The 17,327-nt window shown below is 61.2% G+C and carries 10 protein-coding genes; 5 read left to right on the top strand and 5 right to left on the bottom strand.

Translation table 11 applies throughout. The annotated features are described in order from the left end of the window. Positions 1 to 17: 17 nt before the first annotated feature. Positions 18 to 3,929: an ATP-dependent RNA helicase HrpA gene (gene hrpA / locus AC3I0A_RS19695; RefSeq protein WP_489373990.1), complete on the bottom strand. Its 3,912-nt coding sequence runs from the start codon at positions 3,927 to 3,929 to the stop codon at positions 18 to 20. A 204-nt stretch (positions 3,930 to 4,133) separates the two neighbouring features. Next, positions 4,134 to 5,855: a bifunctional isocitrate dehydrogenase kinase/phosphatase gene (gene aceK, locus AC3I0A_RS19700; protein ID WP_489373991.1), complete on the bottom strand. Its 1,722-nt coding sequence runs from the start codon at positions 5,853 to 5,855 to the stop codon at positions 4,134 to 4,136. Positions 5,856 to 5,985: 130 nt separating this feature from the next. On the opposite strand from aceK, the gene AC3I0A_RS19705 reads away from it, so the two are divergent. After that, positions 5,986 to 6,891, top strand: a complete 906-nt coding sequence (locus AC3I0A_RS19705; RefSeq protein WP_489373992.1) for a DMT family transporter — start codon at positions 5,986 to 5,988, stop codon at positions 6,889 to 6,891. A gap of 157 nt (positions 6,892 to 7,048) precedes the next feature. Here the strand turns inward: AC3I0A_RS19705 and AC3I0A_RS19710 are convergent, their stop codons facing one another. Then, positions 7,049 to 8,008: a DMT family transporter gene (locus AC3I0A_RS19710; protein WP_489373993.1), complete on the bottom strand. Its 960-nt coding sequence runs from the start codon at positions 8,006 to 8,008 to the stop codon at positions 7,049 to 7,051. Between the two features lie 207 nt (positions 8,009 to 8,215). Here AC3I0A_RS19710 and AC3I0A_RS19715 point away from each other — a divergent pair, with 207 nt between their 5' ends. Next, positions 8,216 to 8,407 carry a DUF6316 family protein gene (locus tag AC3I0A_RS19715; RefSeq protein ID WP_489373994.1) on the top strand — a complete coding sequence of 64 codons (192 nt, stop codon included), beginning with the start codon at positions 8,216 to 8,218 and terminating at the stop codon, positions 8,405 to 8,407. 142 nt (positions 8,408 to 8,549) lie between these two features. On the opposite strand, the gene AC3I0A_RS19720 is transcribed toward AC3I0A_RS19715, so the two are convergent. Together AC3I0A_RS19720 and pap are read right to left on the bottom strand one after the other, a co-directional pair. After that, positions 8,550 to 9,734: a thiolase family protein gene (locus tag AC3I0A_RS19720; protein WP_489373996.1), complete on the bottom strand. Its 1,185-nt coding sequence runs from the start codon at positions 9,732 to 9,734 to the stop codon at positions 8,550 to 8,552. A gap of 102 nt (positions 9,735 to 9,836) precedes the next feature. Further along, positions 9,837 to 11,351 (bottom strand): polyphosphate:AMP phosphotransferase, encoded by a 1,515-nt coding sequence (gene pap / locus AC3I0A_RS19725; RefSeq protein ID WP_489373998.1) that lies wholly within the window; start codon positions 11,349 to 11,351, stop codon positions 9,837 to 9,839. Positions 11,352 to 11,513: 162 nt separating this feature from the next. Between pap and mnmC the strand changes: the two genes are divergently transcribed. The 3 genes from mnmC to ngg all read left to right on the top strand — a co-directional run bounded on the left by mnmC (position 11,514) and on the right by ngg (position 17,321). Further along, entirely contained in the window at positions 11,514 to 13,496 is a 1,983-nt protein-coding gene (gene mnmC, locus AC3I0A_RS19730) for a bifunctional tRNA (5-methylaminomethyl-2-thiouridine)(34)-methyltransferase MnmC2/FAD-dependent 5-carboxymethylaminomethyl-2-thiouridine(34) oxidoreductase MnmC1 (RefSeq protein WP_489374000.1), read from the top strand. A 303-nt stretch (positions 13,497 to 13,799) separates the two neighbouring features. Beyond that, positions 13,800 to 15,572: an N-acetylglutaminylglutamine amidotransferase gene (locus tag AC3I0A_RS19735; protein WP_489374002.1), complete on the top strand. Its 1,773-nt coding sequence runs from the start codon at positions 13,800 to 13,802 to the stop codon at positions 15,570 to 15,572. A 3-nt stretch (positions 15,573 to 15,575) separates the two neighbouring features. Further along, positions 15,576 to 17,321: an N-acetylglutaminylglutamine synthetase gene (ngg, locus tag AC3I0A_RS19740; RefSeq protein ID WP_489374004.1), complete on the top strand. Its 1,746-nt coding sequence runs from the start codon at positions 15,576 to 15,578 to the stop codon at positions 17,319 to 17,321. The last annotated feature ends 6 nt before the right edge of the window (positions 17,322 to 17,327 follow it).

Genomic DNA, 17,327 nt, shown 5'->3' on the forward strand with positions numbered 1-17,327 from the left:
TTTTGCGAGATTAAAGACTAAGGCTCAACCTGGCTCCATTGCTTGCTTAAACGCTTGTCGGAGATCGGTACCCTGGTCCCCAATTGTTGGGCAAACAACGACACCCGGTATTCCTCCAGCCACCATCTGTACAACTCAAGCTGTGGATCGCGTTTGCCTTCCTGGGCGTGTTTGTTGGCGCGAGCCTGGTATTGCGTCCATAACCCGGACAGTTCAGTGCTCCAGACCCGGTCCTTTTGCACCTGGCTCGGCAGTTTCTCAAGGCGCAACTCGATGGCCTTGAGGAAACGCGGCAGCTCCTTGAGCCAGACAGCCGGGGTTTCGCGAACAAAACCCGGATACACCAGCTGACTCAATTGCTGCTTGATGTCGTTGAGTGCCACCGCCTGTGCCAGGTCGATCTTGCCCTTGAAGCGCTTTTGCAGACCGTGCCAGAGCTTGAGCGTTTCCAGCGTCAATTTCGCCAGCCGTTCGGCATGCTCAGTCCAGCCGCCACGCTTGCGCTCGGCCAACGAGGCCAGCCCGGCGCCATCGCGCGGCAAACTGGCTTCGCCGTCGAGAATGCAGCTGTCCAGACTGGCCAGCAGAATGTCTTCCACCAGGCTATCGATTCGCCCCAGCTCGCGGTACATCAGCCCCAATTCGGTCAGCCCCGGCAACTTGCCGCGCAGGAACTTGGCCGGCTCGGCCAGTTGCTGCATCAACAAGCGCTGCAAGGCCCGGCGATGCTGGAACTCGGCCTCGGCGGCAGTGGAGAACCGACCTTCCTTGACCGTCCCACCCTCTTCCACCAGCGCCGGATAGACCGTCATCGACAACCCGGCGATCTTCTGTTGAGTCTTCTCGGCCACCGCGGCAAAGACCTTGGCCTCCACCGGCTGTTGGCTTTTCGCGGTTTGCGGCACGGCCAACGCGGCCTGGCTGGCCTCGACGAAACGCGCCGTCAATTCGGCGAGGTCGCGGCCTTCACCGAGAAATTTGCCTTGGCCGTCGACGATTTCCAGGTTCATCCGCAGATGGCCATCGACCTGCTGCGCGGCTTCGGCCCAGGCTTCGTCGCTGACCCGCGCACCGGTCATGCGCAGTAATTCGCGTCCCAATGCCTGAGGCAGCGAGCCCTCGGCGAAGGTGATGCGCTGCAATGCGGCTTTGACGAAGTCCGGCACCGGCACGAAGTTTTTGCGCAGGACCTTGGGCAGGTTGCGCACCAACGCGATGCACTTGGCCTCGATCACCCCCGGTACCAGCCATTCCAGGCGCTCGGATGGCAGGGCCGGCAGCAATGGCGCCGGCACCCGCAAGGTCACGCCATCACGGGGATGATTGGGCTCGAAGTGGTAACTCAAGGCCAACGCCAGATCGCCCAGATGCAAGGTGTCCGGGTAATGCGCGGCGGTGACTTCACTGGCCTCGCGGGCCAGCACGTCTTCTTCGCGCATGACCAGCAGTTGCGGGTCTTTCTGGCTGTGGATGCGATACCAGCTGTCGAAAGTCGCGGTCTGGTGGATATCGGCTGGCAGGCGCGCGTCATAGAAAGCGAACAGGGTTTCTTCGTCGGCGAGGATATCGCGACGGCGGGCCTTGGCTTCCAGTTCGTCGAGCTGTTCCAGCAATTGCTGGTTGGCGGTCAGGCACTTGGCCCGGGACTGGATTTCCCCGCGTACCAGACCTTCACGAATAAACAGCTCACGGGACAGCACCGGCTCGATCGGGCCGTAATGCACCGGCCGCCGACCGACCACGATCAGCCCGAACAAGGTGATCTGCTCGAAGGCCACCACCTGCCCGCGCTTCTTCTCCCAATGGGGTTCGAAGTGGTTCTTCTTGATCAAGTGCCCGGCCAGCGGTTCAATCCAGTCCGGCTCGATCTTCGCCACCATCCGCGCATACAGCTTGGTGGTTTCCACCAGTTCGGCGGTCATCAGCCATTGTGGGCGCTTTTTACCAAGCCCGGATGACGGGTGAATCCAGAAGCGCCGCTGGCGGGCACCTAGGTAATCGCCATCTTCGGTCTTCTGGCCGATCTGGCTGAGCAACCCGGACAGCACCGCTTTGTGCAGCTTCGGGTAATCCGCAGGCTCTTTATTGAGGCTCAGCTGCATGTCGCGGCAGATCAGACTCAACTGCCGGTGGGAGTCGCGCCATTCGCGCAAGCGCAGGTAATTCAGGAAGTTCTTGCGGCACCAGTTGCGCAGCGGGCTGGCAGTCAGGGCCAGGCGTTGTTCTTCAAAACCGCGCCACAGATTGACCAGCCCGGCGAAGTCCGAGTCCACATCTTTCCATTGCGCATGTGCCTGATCGGCGGCTTGCTGACGCTCCGGCGGACGCTCGCGCGGGTCCTGGATCGACATGGCGCTGGCGACGATCAAGACTTCCTGCAAGCTGCCCAGTTTGGCAGCTTCCAGCAGCATGCGGCCCATGCGCGGGTCCACCGGCAGGCGTGCCAGTTGCCGACCCAACGGGGTCAGCTGGCTCTCGCGATCGACCGCCGACAGTTCTTGCAGCAGGTTGAAACCGTCGCTGATGGCTTTGCCATCCGGCGGCTCGATAAACGGAAAATCAGTGATTTCGCCCAGGCGCAGATGCAGCATCTGCAAAATGACTGCCGCGAGGTTGGTGCGCAGAATTTCCGGATCGGTAAATTCCGGCCGGCCGATAAAGTCCTCTTCAGCGTACAAGCGAATGCAGATGCCCGGTTCGACCCGACCGCATCGGCCTTTACGCTGGTTGGCGCTGGCCTGGGAGATGGCTTCGATCGGCAGGCGCTGAACCTTGGCGCGGTAGCTGTAGCGGCTGATTCGCGCAGTACCACTGTCGATTACGTAGCGAATGCCCGGCACCGTCAGCGAGGTTTCCGCAACGTTGGTCGCCAGCACCACGCGGCGTCCCGGGTGAGACTGGAAGATCCGCTGCTGCTCGGCCGGCGACAGCCGTGCATACAGCGGCAGGATTTCGGTGTGCTTGAGTTGCGCCTTGCGCAGCATGTCGGCGGCGTCGCGAATTTCCCGCTCGCCGGGCAGGAACACCAACACATCGCCAGGGCTGCGGCGCTCGCTGCGTTCATAGGCGGCGATTTCGTCGAGGGTGGCGAGGATCGCCTGATCCACCGTCAAATCGTCTTCGACGCGGTTGCCCTCTTCATCCTGCTCCAGGGTCAGCGGGCGATACCAGGTGTCCACCGGGAAGGTTCGGCCAGAGACTTCGACAATCGGCGCGTCGTTGAAGTGCTTGGAGAAGCGCTCCAGATCGATGGTCGCCGAGGTGATGATGACTTTCAGGTCCGGGCGACGCGGCAGCAGGGTTTTCAGGTACCCGAGCAGGAAGTCGATGTTCAGGCTGCGTTCGTGGGCTTCGTCGACGATGATCGTGTCGTAGCGTTCGAGGTAACGGTCGTTCTGGGTTTCCGCCAGCAGAATACCGTCGGTCATCAGCTTGATCAGGGTATTTGAATCGCTTTGATCCTCGAATCGCACCTGATAGCCGACCAGCGCACCCAGCGGCGTCGCCAGTTCTTCAGCGACCCGGCTCGCGACGCTCCGTGCAGCGATCCGGCGCGGCTGGGTGTGGCCGATCAGGCCGTACTGGCCACGACCGATTTCCAGGCAGATTTTCGGCAACTGGGTGGTTTTACCCGAACCGGTTTCGCCGGCGATGATCAGCACTTGATGCTTGAGCAGCGCCGCTTTGATTTCGTCGCGCTTGGCGGCAATCGGCAGGCTGTCGTCATAGCGAATCAGCGGCAGGCTGGCACGCCGCGCCACAACCCGAGCACAGGACGCCTGCGCGCGCTCGACCCACTGGGCCAGCTTGGCCGCGTCAGGCTTTTTGCGCAGCTCAAGCAACTGCCGCCGCAGCCGGTGACGGTCGGCAAGCATGGCGTGATCGAGGTTTTTCAGCAGTTGGTCGATAGCGGGCGATTCGTCAGTCATCAGGTACGCAAAAGTCGTCTAGTGGTGCAGGGGGCGGATTGTCGCAGATTTGCGCCTATAAATGAGCGATCAAACGGCTGCATGAAGGTCCTTCGGCCCTTTTCGCGGGCAAGCCCGCTCCCACATGGATCGCGAAACACCTGTGGGAGCGGCGGTGCGGCGATCCGACTTGCCCGCGAATGACCGCGCAGCGGTCGCAGAGAACTACTCGTTATCCAGCCCCTTGCGTCGATACGGGAACACGTCGATCACCTTGCCGGCGCGAATCGCCGCTTGCAGGCCTTTCCAGTAGTCGGCGTTGTACAGCTCGCCGTGCAATTGATCGAACAACCTCCGCTGTCCGGCATCGGCGAACAGGAACGGTGGGAATTCCTCCGGGAACACGTCCAGCGGCCCGATCGAGTACCACGGCTCCGAGGCCATCTCATCTTCCGGCGTGCGCGGAGCCGGGATGTGGCGGAAGTTGGCTTCGGTCAGGAAGCAGATTTCGTCGTAGTCATAGAACACCACCCGGCCGTGACGGGTCACGCCGAAGTTCTTCAGCAGCATGTCGCCGGGGAAGATGTTCGCCGCCGCCAGTTGCTTGATCGCCAGGCCGTAATCCTCCAGCGCCTCGCGAACCTGCGCCTCGTTGGCGTGTTCCAGATACAGGTTCAGCGGCGTCATTCGGCGCTCGGTCCAGCAGTGGCGAACAAGCACCGTGTCGCCATTGACCTCCACCGTTTTGGCCGCCACTTCGAGCAATTCAGCCAGGCATGCCGGGTCGAATTTACTGAGCGGAAAACGGAAGTCGGCGAATTCCTGGGTATCGGCCATGCGCCCGACCCGGTCGACGCTTTTTACCAGGCGATACTTTTCGATCACTGTCGCGCGGTCGACGTTTTTCGACGGCGAGAACCGGTCCTTGATGATTTTGAATACGGTGTTGAAACCCGGCAGGGTAAACACGCTCATGACCATGCCGCGCACACCCGGAGCCATGATGAACTGGTCGTCGGTGTTGGCCAGGTGATTGATCAGTGAGCGATAGAACTCGGACTTGCCGTGTTTGTAGAAGCCGATCGAGGTGTACAGCTCGGCGATGTGTTTGCCCGGCAGGATGCGTTTCAGGAAGCCGATGAACTCCGCCGGCACCGGCACGTCGACCATGAAATACGAACGGGTAAAGGAGAAGATGATCGACACGTCCGCTTCATCGGTGATCAACGCATCGATCTGAATCCCGCGGCCTTCGCGGTGCAGAAAGGGGATCACCAACGGCCATTGGTCATCCTGGGTGTAGATGCGTCCCACCAGATACGCACCCTTGTTGCGGTACAGCACCGAGGAAAACAACTCGACGCTCAACTGCGGGTCCTTGCAGACCCAGTCCGGCAAGTTCTCGCGCAACTGCGCTTCGAGCCGACGCAGATCGCCCGGCAAGTCGGCGTAGGCCTCGCTGAAGCTGTGGTCGACGAAGATCTGCTCGAGCATGCCCGACAGTTCACCCTCAGGCTTATAGATGTGGGTTTGCGCCGCACGGGCCCGGCGCAGGCTCGGCCGGGTGGTGTGGATGAACATGCAGCCATCGCTGATCAGGTCATGGCTGAACAGTCCGCAGAAGGTCGAGTTGTACCAGGTCTCGGACAGCTCATCGTCGAAGCGCAGGTCGATCAGGCTGATATAGGCACTTTTCACCAGCGGCCAGTAGCTGACGTCCAGCAGCGCCTCGGCCTCGAACGCCTCGTGCAGCCGAGCGACCACTTCACCGACTTTATCTTCATAGAGGTTGATCCGCGCCGCCGAGGCGACCTGCGCCTCCTGCCATTGCGCCTGCTCGAAACGCCCGCGGGCGCCGTCGGTGATCTGGCGGAAATGCTCGCGGTAATCGTCGAAGCCATCGAGGATCATTCGGGCGATGTCGGCGGCTGGCCATTGCTGCGGCATAGATAAACCTCTGGAGATGGTTCTTATCGTTGAAGGGCTGAGCTTAGAGGCCAACTGTTACGCAAAGCAACCATTGCCATGGGTCGTACCTGCGGCGACACTTGCGCGCCAATCAAGGAAGGAACGAGCCGTGAACCCCGTCGATATACTGCGTTTGCTGGCGCTTGCCGCCATTTGGGGCGCAAGCTTTCTGTTCATGCGCATCATCGCCCCAGAGATTGGCACTATCCCCACCGCCTTTTTCCGCGTATCGATTGCCGCCAGCGGGTTGCTGGTGATCCTGGCGCTGATGCGCGTCAGCTGGGATTTCCGCGGCAAGTTCAAGACGGTGCTGCTGCTCGGAGTGATCAACTCGGGGATTCCGGCGACGATGTATTCGGTCGCCGCCCAAGTGCTGCCGGCCGGTTACTCGGCGATTTTCAATGCGACGACGCCGCTGATGGGCGTGTTGATTGGCGGGGTGTTCTTCAGCGAAAGACTCACCCCGGCGAAGATTGCCGGGGTGTGCCTTGGGCTGTTCGGGGTCGGCATTCTGACCCGCGCCGGTCCCGTGGCCTTCGATCTGGAACTGCTGATGGGCGCCCTCGCCTGCCTCCTCGCGACCACCTGCTACGGCTTCGCCGGTTTCCTCGCGCGCCGCTGGCTCGATCAGCAAGGCGGGCTCGACAGTCGCCTCTCGGCGTTGGGCAGCATGCTGGGCGCGACGCTGTTTCTGTTGCCACTGTTCGGTTACAGCGCCATCAGCCAGCCACCGGCAAGCTGGGGGGGCTGGAGCGTCTGGTTGTCGCTGCTGGGGTTGGGACTGGTCTGCACCGCCTTTGCGTACATCCTGTACTTCCGCTTGCTCAGCTCGATTGGCCCGGTCAAATCGATGACCGTGACCTTCATGATCCCGCCATTCGGCGTGTTGTGGGGTGCGCTGTTACTTGATGAACCCTTGTCCATGGCCCATGTGTATGGCGGAGTTTTGATCGCGGCGGCGTTGTGGTTGGTGCTCAAGCCGACCGTGGCGAAGGTATCGAAGGTGGTTGCGTAATAGGGAGCCTTGTGGCGAGGGAGCTTGCTCCCGCTCGGCAGCAGTCGTAAAGTCGGTAAATGCGGTGTGCCTGATACAACGCCTTTGCAGTTGTTAGGGCCGCTGCGCGCCCCAGCGGGAGCAAGCTCCCTCGCCACAGGGGTTGTGCGTGTATCCCCTACCCCGCCGTCATCCGCATCCGCCGGGCCTTTAACCCGGCCATCAATGATGGCCCGAGGGCGACCAGTGCCGAGCCGAGCACCACCAGCACTGCGCCGCCATAACCCAGGCCATTGATCTGCTCGGCTTGCACGTACTCAGGCCAAATCCAGGCAGCCAGTGCCACCGCAGCGAAGGTCACCAACGGCGTGATCGCCAGCGTCGCACTGACCCTCGAAGCCTCCCAATGCGCCAGCGCTTCGGCAAACGCACCGTAGGCAATCAGGGTATTCAAGCAGCAACCGAGCAACAGCCAGCCTTGCAGCGGACTCAGTTGCAGCGCCTCCAGCGGATGCACCCAAGGCGTCAGCAGCAGCGCGCAAAACAGGTAGATCACCATCATCACCTGCAGCGAATTCCACACCGTGAGCAACTGCTTCTGGCCCAGGGCATAAAAGGTCCAGACCGTCGACGCCGCCAGCACCAGCAAGACCCCAGCGGTGTAATCGCTGAGGGAGGTCAGCAGTTCAGTCAACCGCTGATTGAAAAACAGCCCGAAGCCGATCAACAGCACCAGCAAGCCAATCCCCTGCCCCAGACTGAACCTCTCCTTGAACACAAACAGACTGGCGATCAGCAGCAGGACCGGCCCTATCTGTACCACCAACTGCGCGGTGCCCGAGCTGAGCAGATTCAGGCCCATCAGGTACAGCACGTAGTTGCCGACCAGCCCGAGGACCGCCATCAACACCAGCCAGCCACCCTTCGGGCCGAGCTCTCGCCAGCCAGGCAAACGCTTGACCGCCGCCAGATAAATGAACAGCAAGCCACCGGACACTATGAGTCGATACCAGGTCACCGTGACCGGGTCCATCACCAACAGTACTTGCTTGAGTTTGATCGGCAAGATCCCCCACAGCAACGCGGTCAGCAAGGCGAGGAACAATCCATAAACCCAGCGACCGGACGAAATGTGCATGAAAACCCCAAAACCAGACGGTGAGAAAACCATTCTAGGCCTGCACCGTTGCGCTACACAGGTACAGTTTGGAATCGGCCGCTAATGAGACTGTGCTGGTCGCAACGTAAAATTGGCGATATGCCACTGATCAGATGGCCAGGCGCTGCAGGTGGTTCAGACATAAGCTGATTTGAGTATGGATCCAGGTCCTGAGAGGAGACAGTCATGTTCGGCATGCGTGCGCAAGACCCGGCCCCCGCCACTCACTTTCGCAGTGGACGGGTCTGTCGGGTGAACGGGAGATTGTATTTCTGCACCCGGGAAAACACCCTGGAAGGCCCGTTCTACCACCAGGATGATGCCGAACGAGAGATTCAGGCTTATATCGAGCGCATGCAATCGCTGCGTACGGGCTGATGACCGCGGCGCGCCCATCGCGAGCAAGCTCGCTCCCACATTTGATCTGCGCCGATCACACCATCGCGGGCTGACACAAATCCAGTGTGGGAGCGAGCTTGCTCGCGATGGCGATTAGGAGAGCGACATCAACCCTTGTGGCTTAACGCACCGCCTCAAACAACCCCGTAGCCCCCATCCCGCCGCCCACGCACATGGTCACGACGCCGTAACGCAGGTTGCGCCGTTGCAGTTCGCGCACCAGGTGCCCGACCTGACGCGAGCCGGTCATGCCGAACGGGTGACCGATGGAGATCGAGCCGCCGTTGACGTTGTATTTATCGTTATCGATCTCCAGCCGGATGCGGCTGTACAGGCACTGCGAGGCGAAGGCTTCGTTGAGTTCCCAGAGGTCGATATCGGCCACGTGCAAGCCCTTGGCCTTGAGTAATTTGGGCACCGAAAACACCGGGCCGATGCCCATCTCGTCCGGCTCGCACCCGGCGACGGTAAAACCACGGAAGAACGCACGAGGCTTGAGCCCCAGTTCCAGGGCTTTTTCCAGGCTCATCACCAGGGTCATCGACGCGCCGTCGGACAGCTGCGAGGAGTTGCCCGCGGTCACCGAACCGTCTTCGGCGAACACCGGTTTCAACCCGGCCAGGCTTTGCAACGTGGTGTCCGGGCGGTTGCAGTCGTCACGGTCAACGACGCCTTCGACGATCTGCACCTGGCCAGTGGTTTTGTCTTCGACTGTGTATTTCACCGCCATCGGCACGATTTCATCGTCGAACAACCCGGCGGCCTGGGCCTGGGCGGTGCGCTGCTGACTTTGCAGGGCGTACAGGTCCTGCTCTTCGCGGCGCACGTCATAGCGGCGGGCGACTATTTCAGCGGTCTGGCCCATGGGGAAGTAAATGCCCGGCACCTGTTCCTTGAGCAGCGGGTTGATCAGGTTGTCGGTGTTGACGCTTTTCATGGTCAGGCTGATGGACTCGACGCCACCGGCGATGATGATGTCGCTGCAACCGGAAGCGATCTGGTTGGCGGCAATGGCAATCGCCTGCAAACCCGAGGAGCAAAAACGGTTGAGGGTCATGCCGGCAGTGCCGGTGCCCAGTTTCGACAACACCGCGACATTACGGCCGATGTTGTAACCCTGGGCGGCTTCGTTGGAACCGGCGCCGACAATGCAATCCTCGACGCTGGCCGGGTCGATGCCGTTGCGGGTCAGCAACGCATTCACGCAATGGGCAGCCATGTCATCCGGACGGGTCTGGTTGAACTTGCCGCGAAAGGATTTGGCCAAGCCAGTCCGCACGCTATCGACGATCACCACTTCACGCATGGCATACCTCATTGTTGTTGTCGGTTAGAAGTGGATCGAGCATAAATCCACCCTATTACCGACCGCGACAATCATTCACCCCGCGTATGCGCAACCATCGGCTCAGTGCTTGTTCTTTTTCGTCCTCTTGCCGGACTTGTCGAAGGCCTCCTCCAGCGCCCGATTGATGGTGCGCAAGACCTTGACCCGGGCCCAGCGCTTGTCGTTGGCTTCCACCAGTGTCCAGAGTGAAATTTCGGTACTGGTACGGTCGACCATGTCGTCGACGGCCGCGCGATAGTCATCCCACTTGTCGCGGTTGCGCCAGTCATCCTCGGTGATCTTGAAACGTTTGAAGGGAATGGCTTCGCGCTCCTGGAAGCGCTCCAGCTGGGTTTGCTTGTCGATGGCCAGCCAGAACTTCACTACGATCACGCCGGCATCGCTGATCTGCTCCTCGAAGTCGTTGATCTCGGCGTAAGCGCGCATCCAGTCGGCCCGACTGCAAAAGCCTTCGATCCGCTCCACCAGTACCCGGCCATACCAGGAGCGGTCGAACACGGTGAATTTGCCCCGCGCCGGAATATGCCGCCAGAACCGCCAGAGGTACGGGTGAGCGCGTTCTTCTTCAGTCGGTGCAGCGATCGGCACGATGCTGTATTGCCGTGGATCGAGGGCCGCCGCCACCCGCCGGATCGCCCCGCCCTTGCCGGCTGCGTCATTACCCTCGAACACCGCGATCAGCGCGTGCCTGCGCATGCGTTTGTCGCGCATCAGGCCGGAGAACCGTGCCTGCTCGACGATCAGTTGCTTCTCGTAGTCGTCTTTATCCAGGCGCGGGGTCATGTCCAGACTGCCGATCAGGCTCAGTTGATCGACACTTGAGAGCAGCGGTGCGGCATGCACCGAGTCGGGTTTGACCTTGGGTCGGTTCAGGGCGTTTTGCAGCCCTTCGAGTAAAATCTTGCCTACTGCCAGGCTGCGGTAATGCGGATCAACGCCTTCGATCACATGCCAGGGCGCATAGTCGCGACTGGTGCGACGCAGCACCCGTTCACCATATTGCACAAACTTGTCGTAGGTTTGCGATTGCTGCCAGTCCAGCGGGCTGATGCGCCAGCTGTGCAGCGGGTCATCCTGCAAGACCTTGAGGCGGTTTTTCATCTGCTTCTTCGACAGGTGAAACCAGAATTTGAAGATCAGCGCACCTTCATCGCAGAGCATCTCTTCCAGACGCTCGGCAGCGCTGATCGACTGATCCAGCACGGCATCCTTGAACAACCCGTGAACCCGCCCCTGCAGCATCTGGCTGTACCAGTTGCCGAAGAAAACCCCCATCCGGCCCTTGGCCGGCAGCATCCGCCAATAGCGCCAGGCCGGCGGACGGGCCAATTCTTCATCGGTCTGCTGATCGAAAGTGCGGACCTCGATCAGCCGCGGGTCCATCCATTCGTTGAGCAACTTGACGGTCTCGCCCTTGCCGGCGCCTTCGATTCCATTGATCAACACGATGACCGGAAAACGTCGTTGCTGCTTCAGTTCGAACTGCGCTTCGAGCAAGGCTTCACGCAGGGCCGGCTCCTCGGCCTCAAAGGTTTCTTTATCGATGGCGTGACCGATTTCAGCGGATTCGAACATGGGCGGCTCCCCTTCCTGGATTGAGCAAGACTAGCGGATTGGGCAATGGTGTGTAGGAAGAAATCCCCGAGGCCTTGATAGACCCACACCCAACCTTGCCATGAATCAATCCCACAGACAGCGATCAGCTAGAATGGCCGCCTTGCCGTTGCCGAGCCGAACATGATCACTCAATTACCCCATGCCCAGATTGACTGGGATGACCACGGTCGTCCGCGCTCGCGGGTGTTTGACGACGTGTATTTCTCCGACCAGTCGGGCCTTGAAGAAACCCGCTACGTGTTCATCGAGCAGAACCGCTTGAGCGAGCGCTTTGCCGCGTTACCGGCGGATGGGCGACTGGTCATCGGCGAAACCGGTTTCGGCACCGGGCTGAATTTTCTCTGCGCCTGGCAGTTATTCGAGCAACAGGCTGTGGCCGGTGCGCGGCTGCATTTCGTCAGCGTGGAGAAATACCCGCTGAACCACCCCGACCTGCAACGCGCCCTCGCCCTTTGGCCTGAGCTCAAGCCGTTTGCCGATCAGCTTCTGGCGCAATATGTCGCTCTCCATCAGGGCTTCCAGCGCCTGGTGCTCGATGGCGGAAGAGTGACGTTGACCTTGCTGATCGGCGACGTGCTGGAGCAACTGCCGCAATTGGATGCGCAGATCGATGCCTGGTTTCTCGATGGCTTCGCCCCGGCGAAAAACCCGCAGATGTGGACACCCGAACTGTTTGCCGAGTTGGCCCGCCTGGCGGCCCCCGGTTCGACCATCAGCACCTTTACCAGCACCGGCTGGGTGCGACGCCTGCTCAATGCGGCGGGCTTCAAGATGCGCCGCACGCCGGGGATCGGCCATAAATGGGAAATCCTGCGCGGCGAATTCCTTGGCTGGCCTGAAGACGTACCTCAACCTGTCGCGAACAAGCCATGGTTCGCCCGGCCTGATCAGCGCATTAGCGAACGTCGAGCACTGGTGATCGGCGGCGGGCTGGCCGGTTGCGCCAGCGCCGCAAGCCTTGCCGCACGCGGTTGGCAGGTCAGTCTGCTGGAGCGCCATGGCGAGCTGGCTCAGGAAGCCTCGGGCAATCCGCAAGGGGTGCTCTACCTCAAGCTGTCGGCCCATGGCACGGCGTTGTCACAGTTGATCGTCAGTGGTTTCGGGCATACCCGACGCTTGCTCGAACATCTACAGCGCGGAGTCGACTGGGACGGTTGCGGGGTGCTGCAATTGGCGTTCAACGCCAAGGAAGCCGAGCGCCAGGCGCAGCTTGCGGCAGCCTTTTCGCCGGGCCTGTTGCACCTGCTGGATCAGCCGCAAGCGCAGGCTCAGGCAGGGATCGCGCTGGCCCATGGCGGTTTGTTCTTCCCCGAAGGTGGCTGGGTTCATCCGCCTGCGTTGTGTCAGTGGCAAGCGGCGCATCCGGCGATTGAAGTGCTGACTCATCACGATGCGCTGGAGCTGCGCAAGGTCGATGACCAATGGCAAGTCTGGGGCGGCTCAAGGTTGCTGGCTTCAGCACCCGTGGTGATTCTGGCCGGTGCCGCCGAGATCAAGCGCTTCCCGGCAAGCGCCGAACTGCCGCTCAAACGTATTCGCGGGCAGATCACCCGCCTGGCACAAACACCGGAAAGCGCGAGCCTGGCCACCGTGGTCTGCGCCGAAGGTTATGTCGCACCGGCTCGCCTGGGTGAACACACCCTGGGCGCCAGCTTCGACTTCAAGAGCGATGACCTGACCCCGACCACGGTCGAGCACGCGGGCAATCTGGAGTTACTCAAAGAAATCTCGACCGATCTGGTGAGCCGCTTGCACGCCGAACAACTGGACCCGGAACAGCTTCAAGGCCGCGCGGCGTTTCGCTGCACCAGCCCCGATTATTTGCCCATCGTCGGCCCGTTGGCCGATTACCAGGCCTTCGCCCAAACCTACGCCGCGCTGAGCAAGGACGCCCGGCAAGTGCCAGACATCCGTTGCCCATGGCTGGATGGTCTGTATGTCAACAGCGGCCACGGCTCTCGCGGCTTGATCACTGCCCCGCTGTCGGGGGAATTACTGGCCGCCTGGCTGGACAATGAACCATTGCCGCTGCCGCGAAGCGTGGCCGAGGCCTGTCATCCGAATCGTTTTGCATTGCGTCAGTTGATTCGCGGTAAGGCCTGATTAACAGAAATCGGCGATCAATTGTGGGAGCGAGCTTGCTCGCGATGGACTCAAGGGCGACGCGTTTATTCAGAAAACACGCGTTATCGTTAACGTCCATCGCGAGCAAGCTCGCTCCCACAGGGTTCAGCGCCCCCTCGCCACAATTAAGCGCCTCTTCAAACCTCGTCCGGCCCCGCCCCCACCTGCTTATAACCCATCGGTCTAAAACTCCAGCGATTCCGCCGGGTCAGTTTCAGGGTACCCGCCATTTGGCGCGGTAACGATTGACCACTCCCCAACGGAAAAACCGGTAAGGAATTTATGTGCGGATTAGCTGGAGAATTACGTTTCGATCACCAACCTGCCGACCTGGCTGCGGTGGAACGGATCACCCATCACCTGGCGCCTCGCGGTCCTGACGCGTGGGGCTTTCATAGTCAGGGACCGATTGCCCTGGGCCATCGGCGCCTGAAAATCATGGACCTGTCGGACGGCTCAGCGCAGCCGATGGTCGACGGTCAACTGGGCTTGTCCCTGGCCTTCAACGGCGCGATCTACAACTTCCCGGAACTGCGCACCGAGCTTGAAAGTCTCGGTTACGCCTTCTATTCCGGCGGTGACACTGAAGTGCTGCTCAAGGGTTACCACGCCTGGGGCGAAGATTTGCTGCCCAAGCTCAACGGCATGTTCGCTTTCGCCATCTGGGAACGTGACAACGAGCGGCTGTTCATCGCCCGCGACCGTCTCGGGGTGAAGCCGCTATACCTGTCGCGCACCGGCCAACGCCTGCGGTTTGCCTCGGCGTTGCCGGCGCTGCTCAAGGGCGGCGATATCAACCCGGTCCTCGACCCGGTGGCGCTCAATCACTACCTGAACTTCCACGCCGTGGTACCGGCGCCGCGCACCTTGCTGGCGGGCATCGAAAAGCTGCCGCCAGCCACCTGGATGCGCATCGATGCCAATGGCCACACCGAGCAAAAGACCTGGTGGACTCTGCCCTACGGTCCTCGCGCCGACGAAGCGAATCTGACCCTGGAAGACTGGCGCGACCGCGTGCTCGATAGCACCCGTGAAGCGGTGGCCATTCGTCAACGTGCGGCGGTAGACGTCGGCGTGTTGCTCTCCGGCGGCGTCGATTCAAGCCTGTTGGTCGGCCTGCTGCGTGAGGTCGGCGTCGAAGACCTGTCGACCTTCTCCATCGGTTTTCAGGATGCCGGCGGCGAGCGCGGCGACGAATTCCAGTACTCGGACCTGATCGCCAAGCACTACGGCACCCATCATCACCAATTGCGTATCGAAGAAAAAGAGATCATCGAGCAACTGCCCGCGGCGTTCCGCGCCATGAGCGAGCCGATGGTCAGCCATGACTGCATCGCCTTCTACCTGCTGTCGCGGGAAGTGGCCAGGCACTGCAAAGTGGTGCAGAGCGGCCAGGGCGCAGACGAACTGTTCGCCGGTTATCACTGGTACCCGCAAGTGGACGGCGCGAGCGATCCGTACGTGGCCTATCGCGATGCGTTCTTCGACCGCAGCTACGACGACTACGCCGCCACCGTGCAGCCGAAATGGCTGACCGCCAATGACGCCGCTGGCGACTTCGTCCGCGAACACTTCGCCCACCCCGGTGCCGATGCGCCTGTGGATAAAGCGTTGCGCCTGGACAGCACGGTGATGCTGGTGGACGACCCGGTCAAACGCGTCGACAACATGACCATGGCCTGGGGCCTGGAAGCACGCACGCCGTTTCTCGACTATCGCCTGGTGGAGTTGTCGGCCCGCGTCCCGGCCAAATTCAAACTGCCGGACGGCGGCAAGCAAGTACTCAAGGAAGCCGCGCGGCTGGTGATCCCCAGCGAGGTAATCGACCGCAAGAAGGGTTACTTCCCGGTGCCGGGCCTCAAGCATTTGCAGGGCGACACGCTGAATTGGGTTCGCGAACTGCTGCTCGATCCGAGCCAGGATCGTGGCCTGTTCAACCCGGCCATGCTCGATCGCCTGCTGACCGATCCACAAGGCCAGTTGACCCCGTTGCGCGGTTCCAAACTGTGGCAATTGGCGGCGCTGAACCTGTGGCTCAGCGAACAAGGAATCTGATCCATGAAGCCCCACGCCACGGCCTATAGCCAACGCTTGCTGCGCGGTCAGTCGCCATCCTATGAGCGCCTGCAGGCACGCTTCGCCGAAGACGGCAGCGAACCCGGTCCCGAGCCCATCGCGGTGCATTGCGGCTGGGGCCGGCTGCTGATCGGCCATACCTTTCCAGATGCCGCTAGCCTTGCAGAGGAATTGCTCCATGAGCAACCGGGCGAGCGTGACATCGCCTTGTACGTTGCCGCGCCCCAGCAAGTGCTGGGGCTGGAACCGGCGCAGTTGTTTCTCGACCCGTCCGACACCTTGCGCCTGTGGTTCAGCGATTACCGTCCGGCTACCCGGGTGTTTCGCGGTTTTCGGATTCGCCGGGCGCAGAACGAAGCGGACTGGCAGGCAATCAATCAGCTGTATCTGGCCCGCAGCATGCTGCCCATCGACCCGGCGCTGCTGACACCGCGCCATGAAGGTGGCCCGGTGTACTGGCTCGCCGAAGACGAGGACAGCGGCTCGATCATCGGTAGCGTCATGGGCCTCAATCATCAGAAGGCTTTTCACGACCCGGAAAATGGCTGCAGCCTCTGGTGCCTGGCGGTCGACCCGCATTGCACGCGGCCGGGTGTCGGTGAAGTGCTGGTACGACATCTGATCGAGCACTTCATGAGCCGCGGTCTGAGTTACCTCGACCTTTCGGTTTTGCACGACAACAGTCAGGCGAAAAGTCTTTATGCCAAGCTGGGTTTTCGCACGCTCTCGACCTTCGCCATCAAACGCAAAAACGGTATCAACCAGCCGTTGTTTCTCGGGCCGGGGCCGCAGGCGGAGTTCAATCCCTATGCACGAATCATCGTCGAAGAGGCCCATCGTCGCGGGATCGATGTCCAGGTCGATGACGCCGACGCCGGGATGTTCACCTTGAGCCATGGTGGGCGGCGGGTGCGCTGCCGTGAGTCCCTGAGCGACCTGACCAGCGCCATCAGCATGAGCCTGTGCCAGGACAAAAGCCTGACCCATAAAGTGCTGAAAACGGCCGGTTTGAATCTGCCGTCGCAGCAATTGGCGGGCAATGCCGACGACAATCTGGCCTTTCTCGATGAGCACCAGCGGGTAGTGGTCAAACCACTGGATGGTGAGCAGGGGCAAGGGGTGGCTGTGGATTTGCGGACGATCGAGGAAGTCCAGCAAGCCATTGAAAACGCCCGCCAGTTCGACAGCCGCGTGCTGCTGGAAAGCTTTCACGAAGGCCTCGATTTGCGCATCCTGGTGATCGGTTTTGAGGTGGTGGCGGCCGCCATTCGCCGCCCGGCGCAGGTGGTCGGTGACGGCCAGCACTCCATCGGTGCACTGATCGAAGCGCAGAGTCGACGGCGCCAGGCCGCTACCAGCGGTGAAAGCAAGATCCCGCTGGACCACGAAACCCAACGCACCTTGCACGCTGCCGGTTACGACTACGACAGCCTCCTGCCGGCGGGCGAACGTTTGTTCGTGAGGCGCACCGCGAATCTGCACACGGGCGGTACGCTGGAGGATGTCACGGCGATTCTGCATCCGACCCTGGTGGATGCCGCTGTGCGAGCGGCCCGAGCGCTGGACATCCCCATGGTCGGACTCGATCTGATGGTGTCCGCAGCCGATCAGCCGGACTACGTGTTTATCGAAGCCAACGAACGCGCAGGGTTAGCCAATCACGAGCCGCAACCGACCGCTGAGCGCTTTGTGGATTTGTTGTTTCCCCATAGTCAGCCGGCGGTATGAGGTTTT

This window comes from Pseudomonas sp. KH_024_B2 (assembly GCF_057839965.1).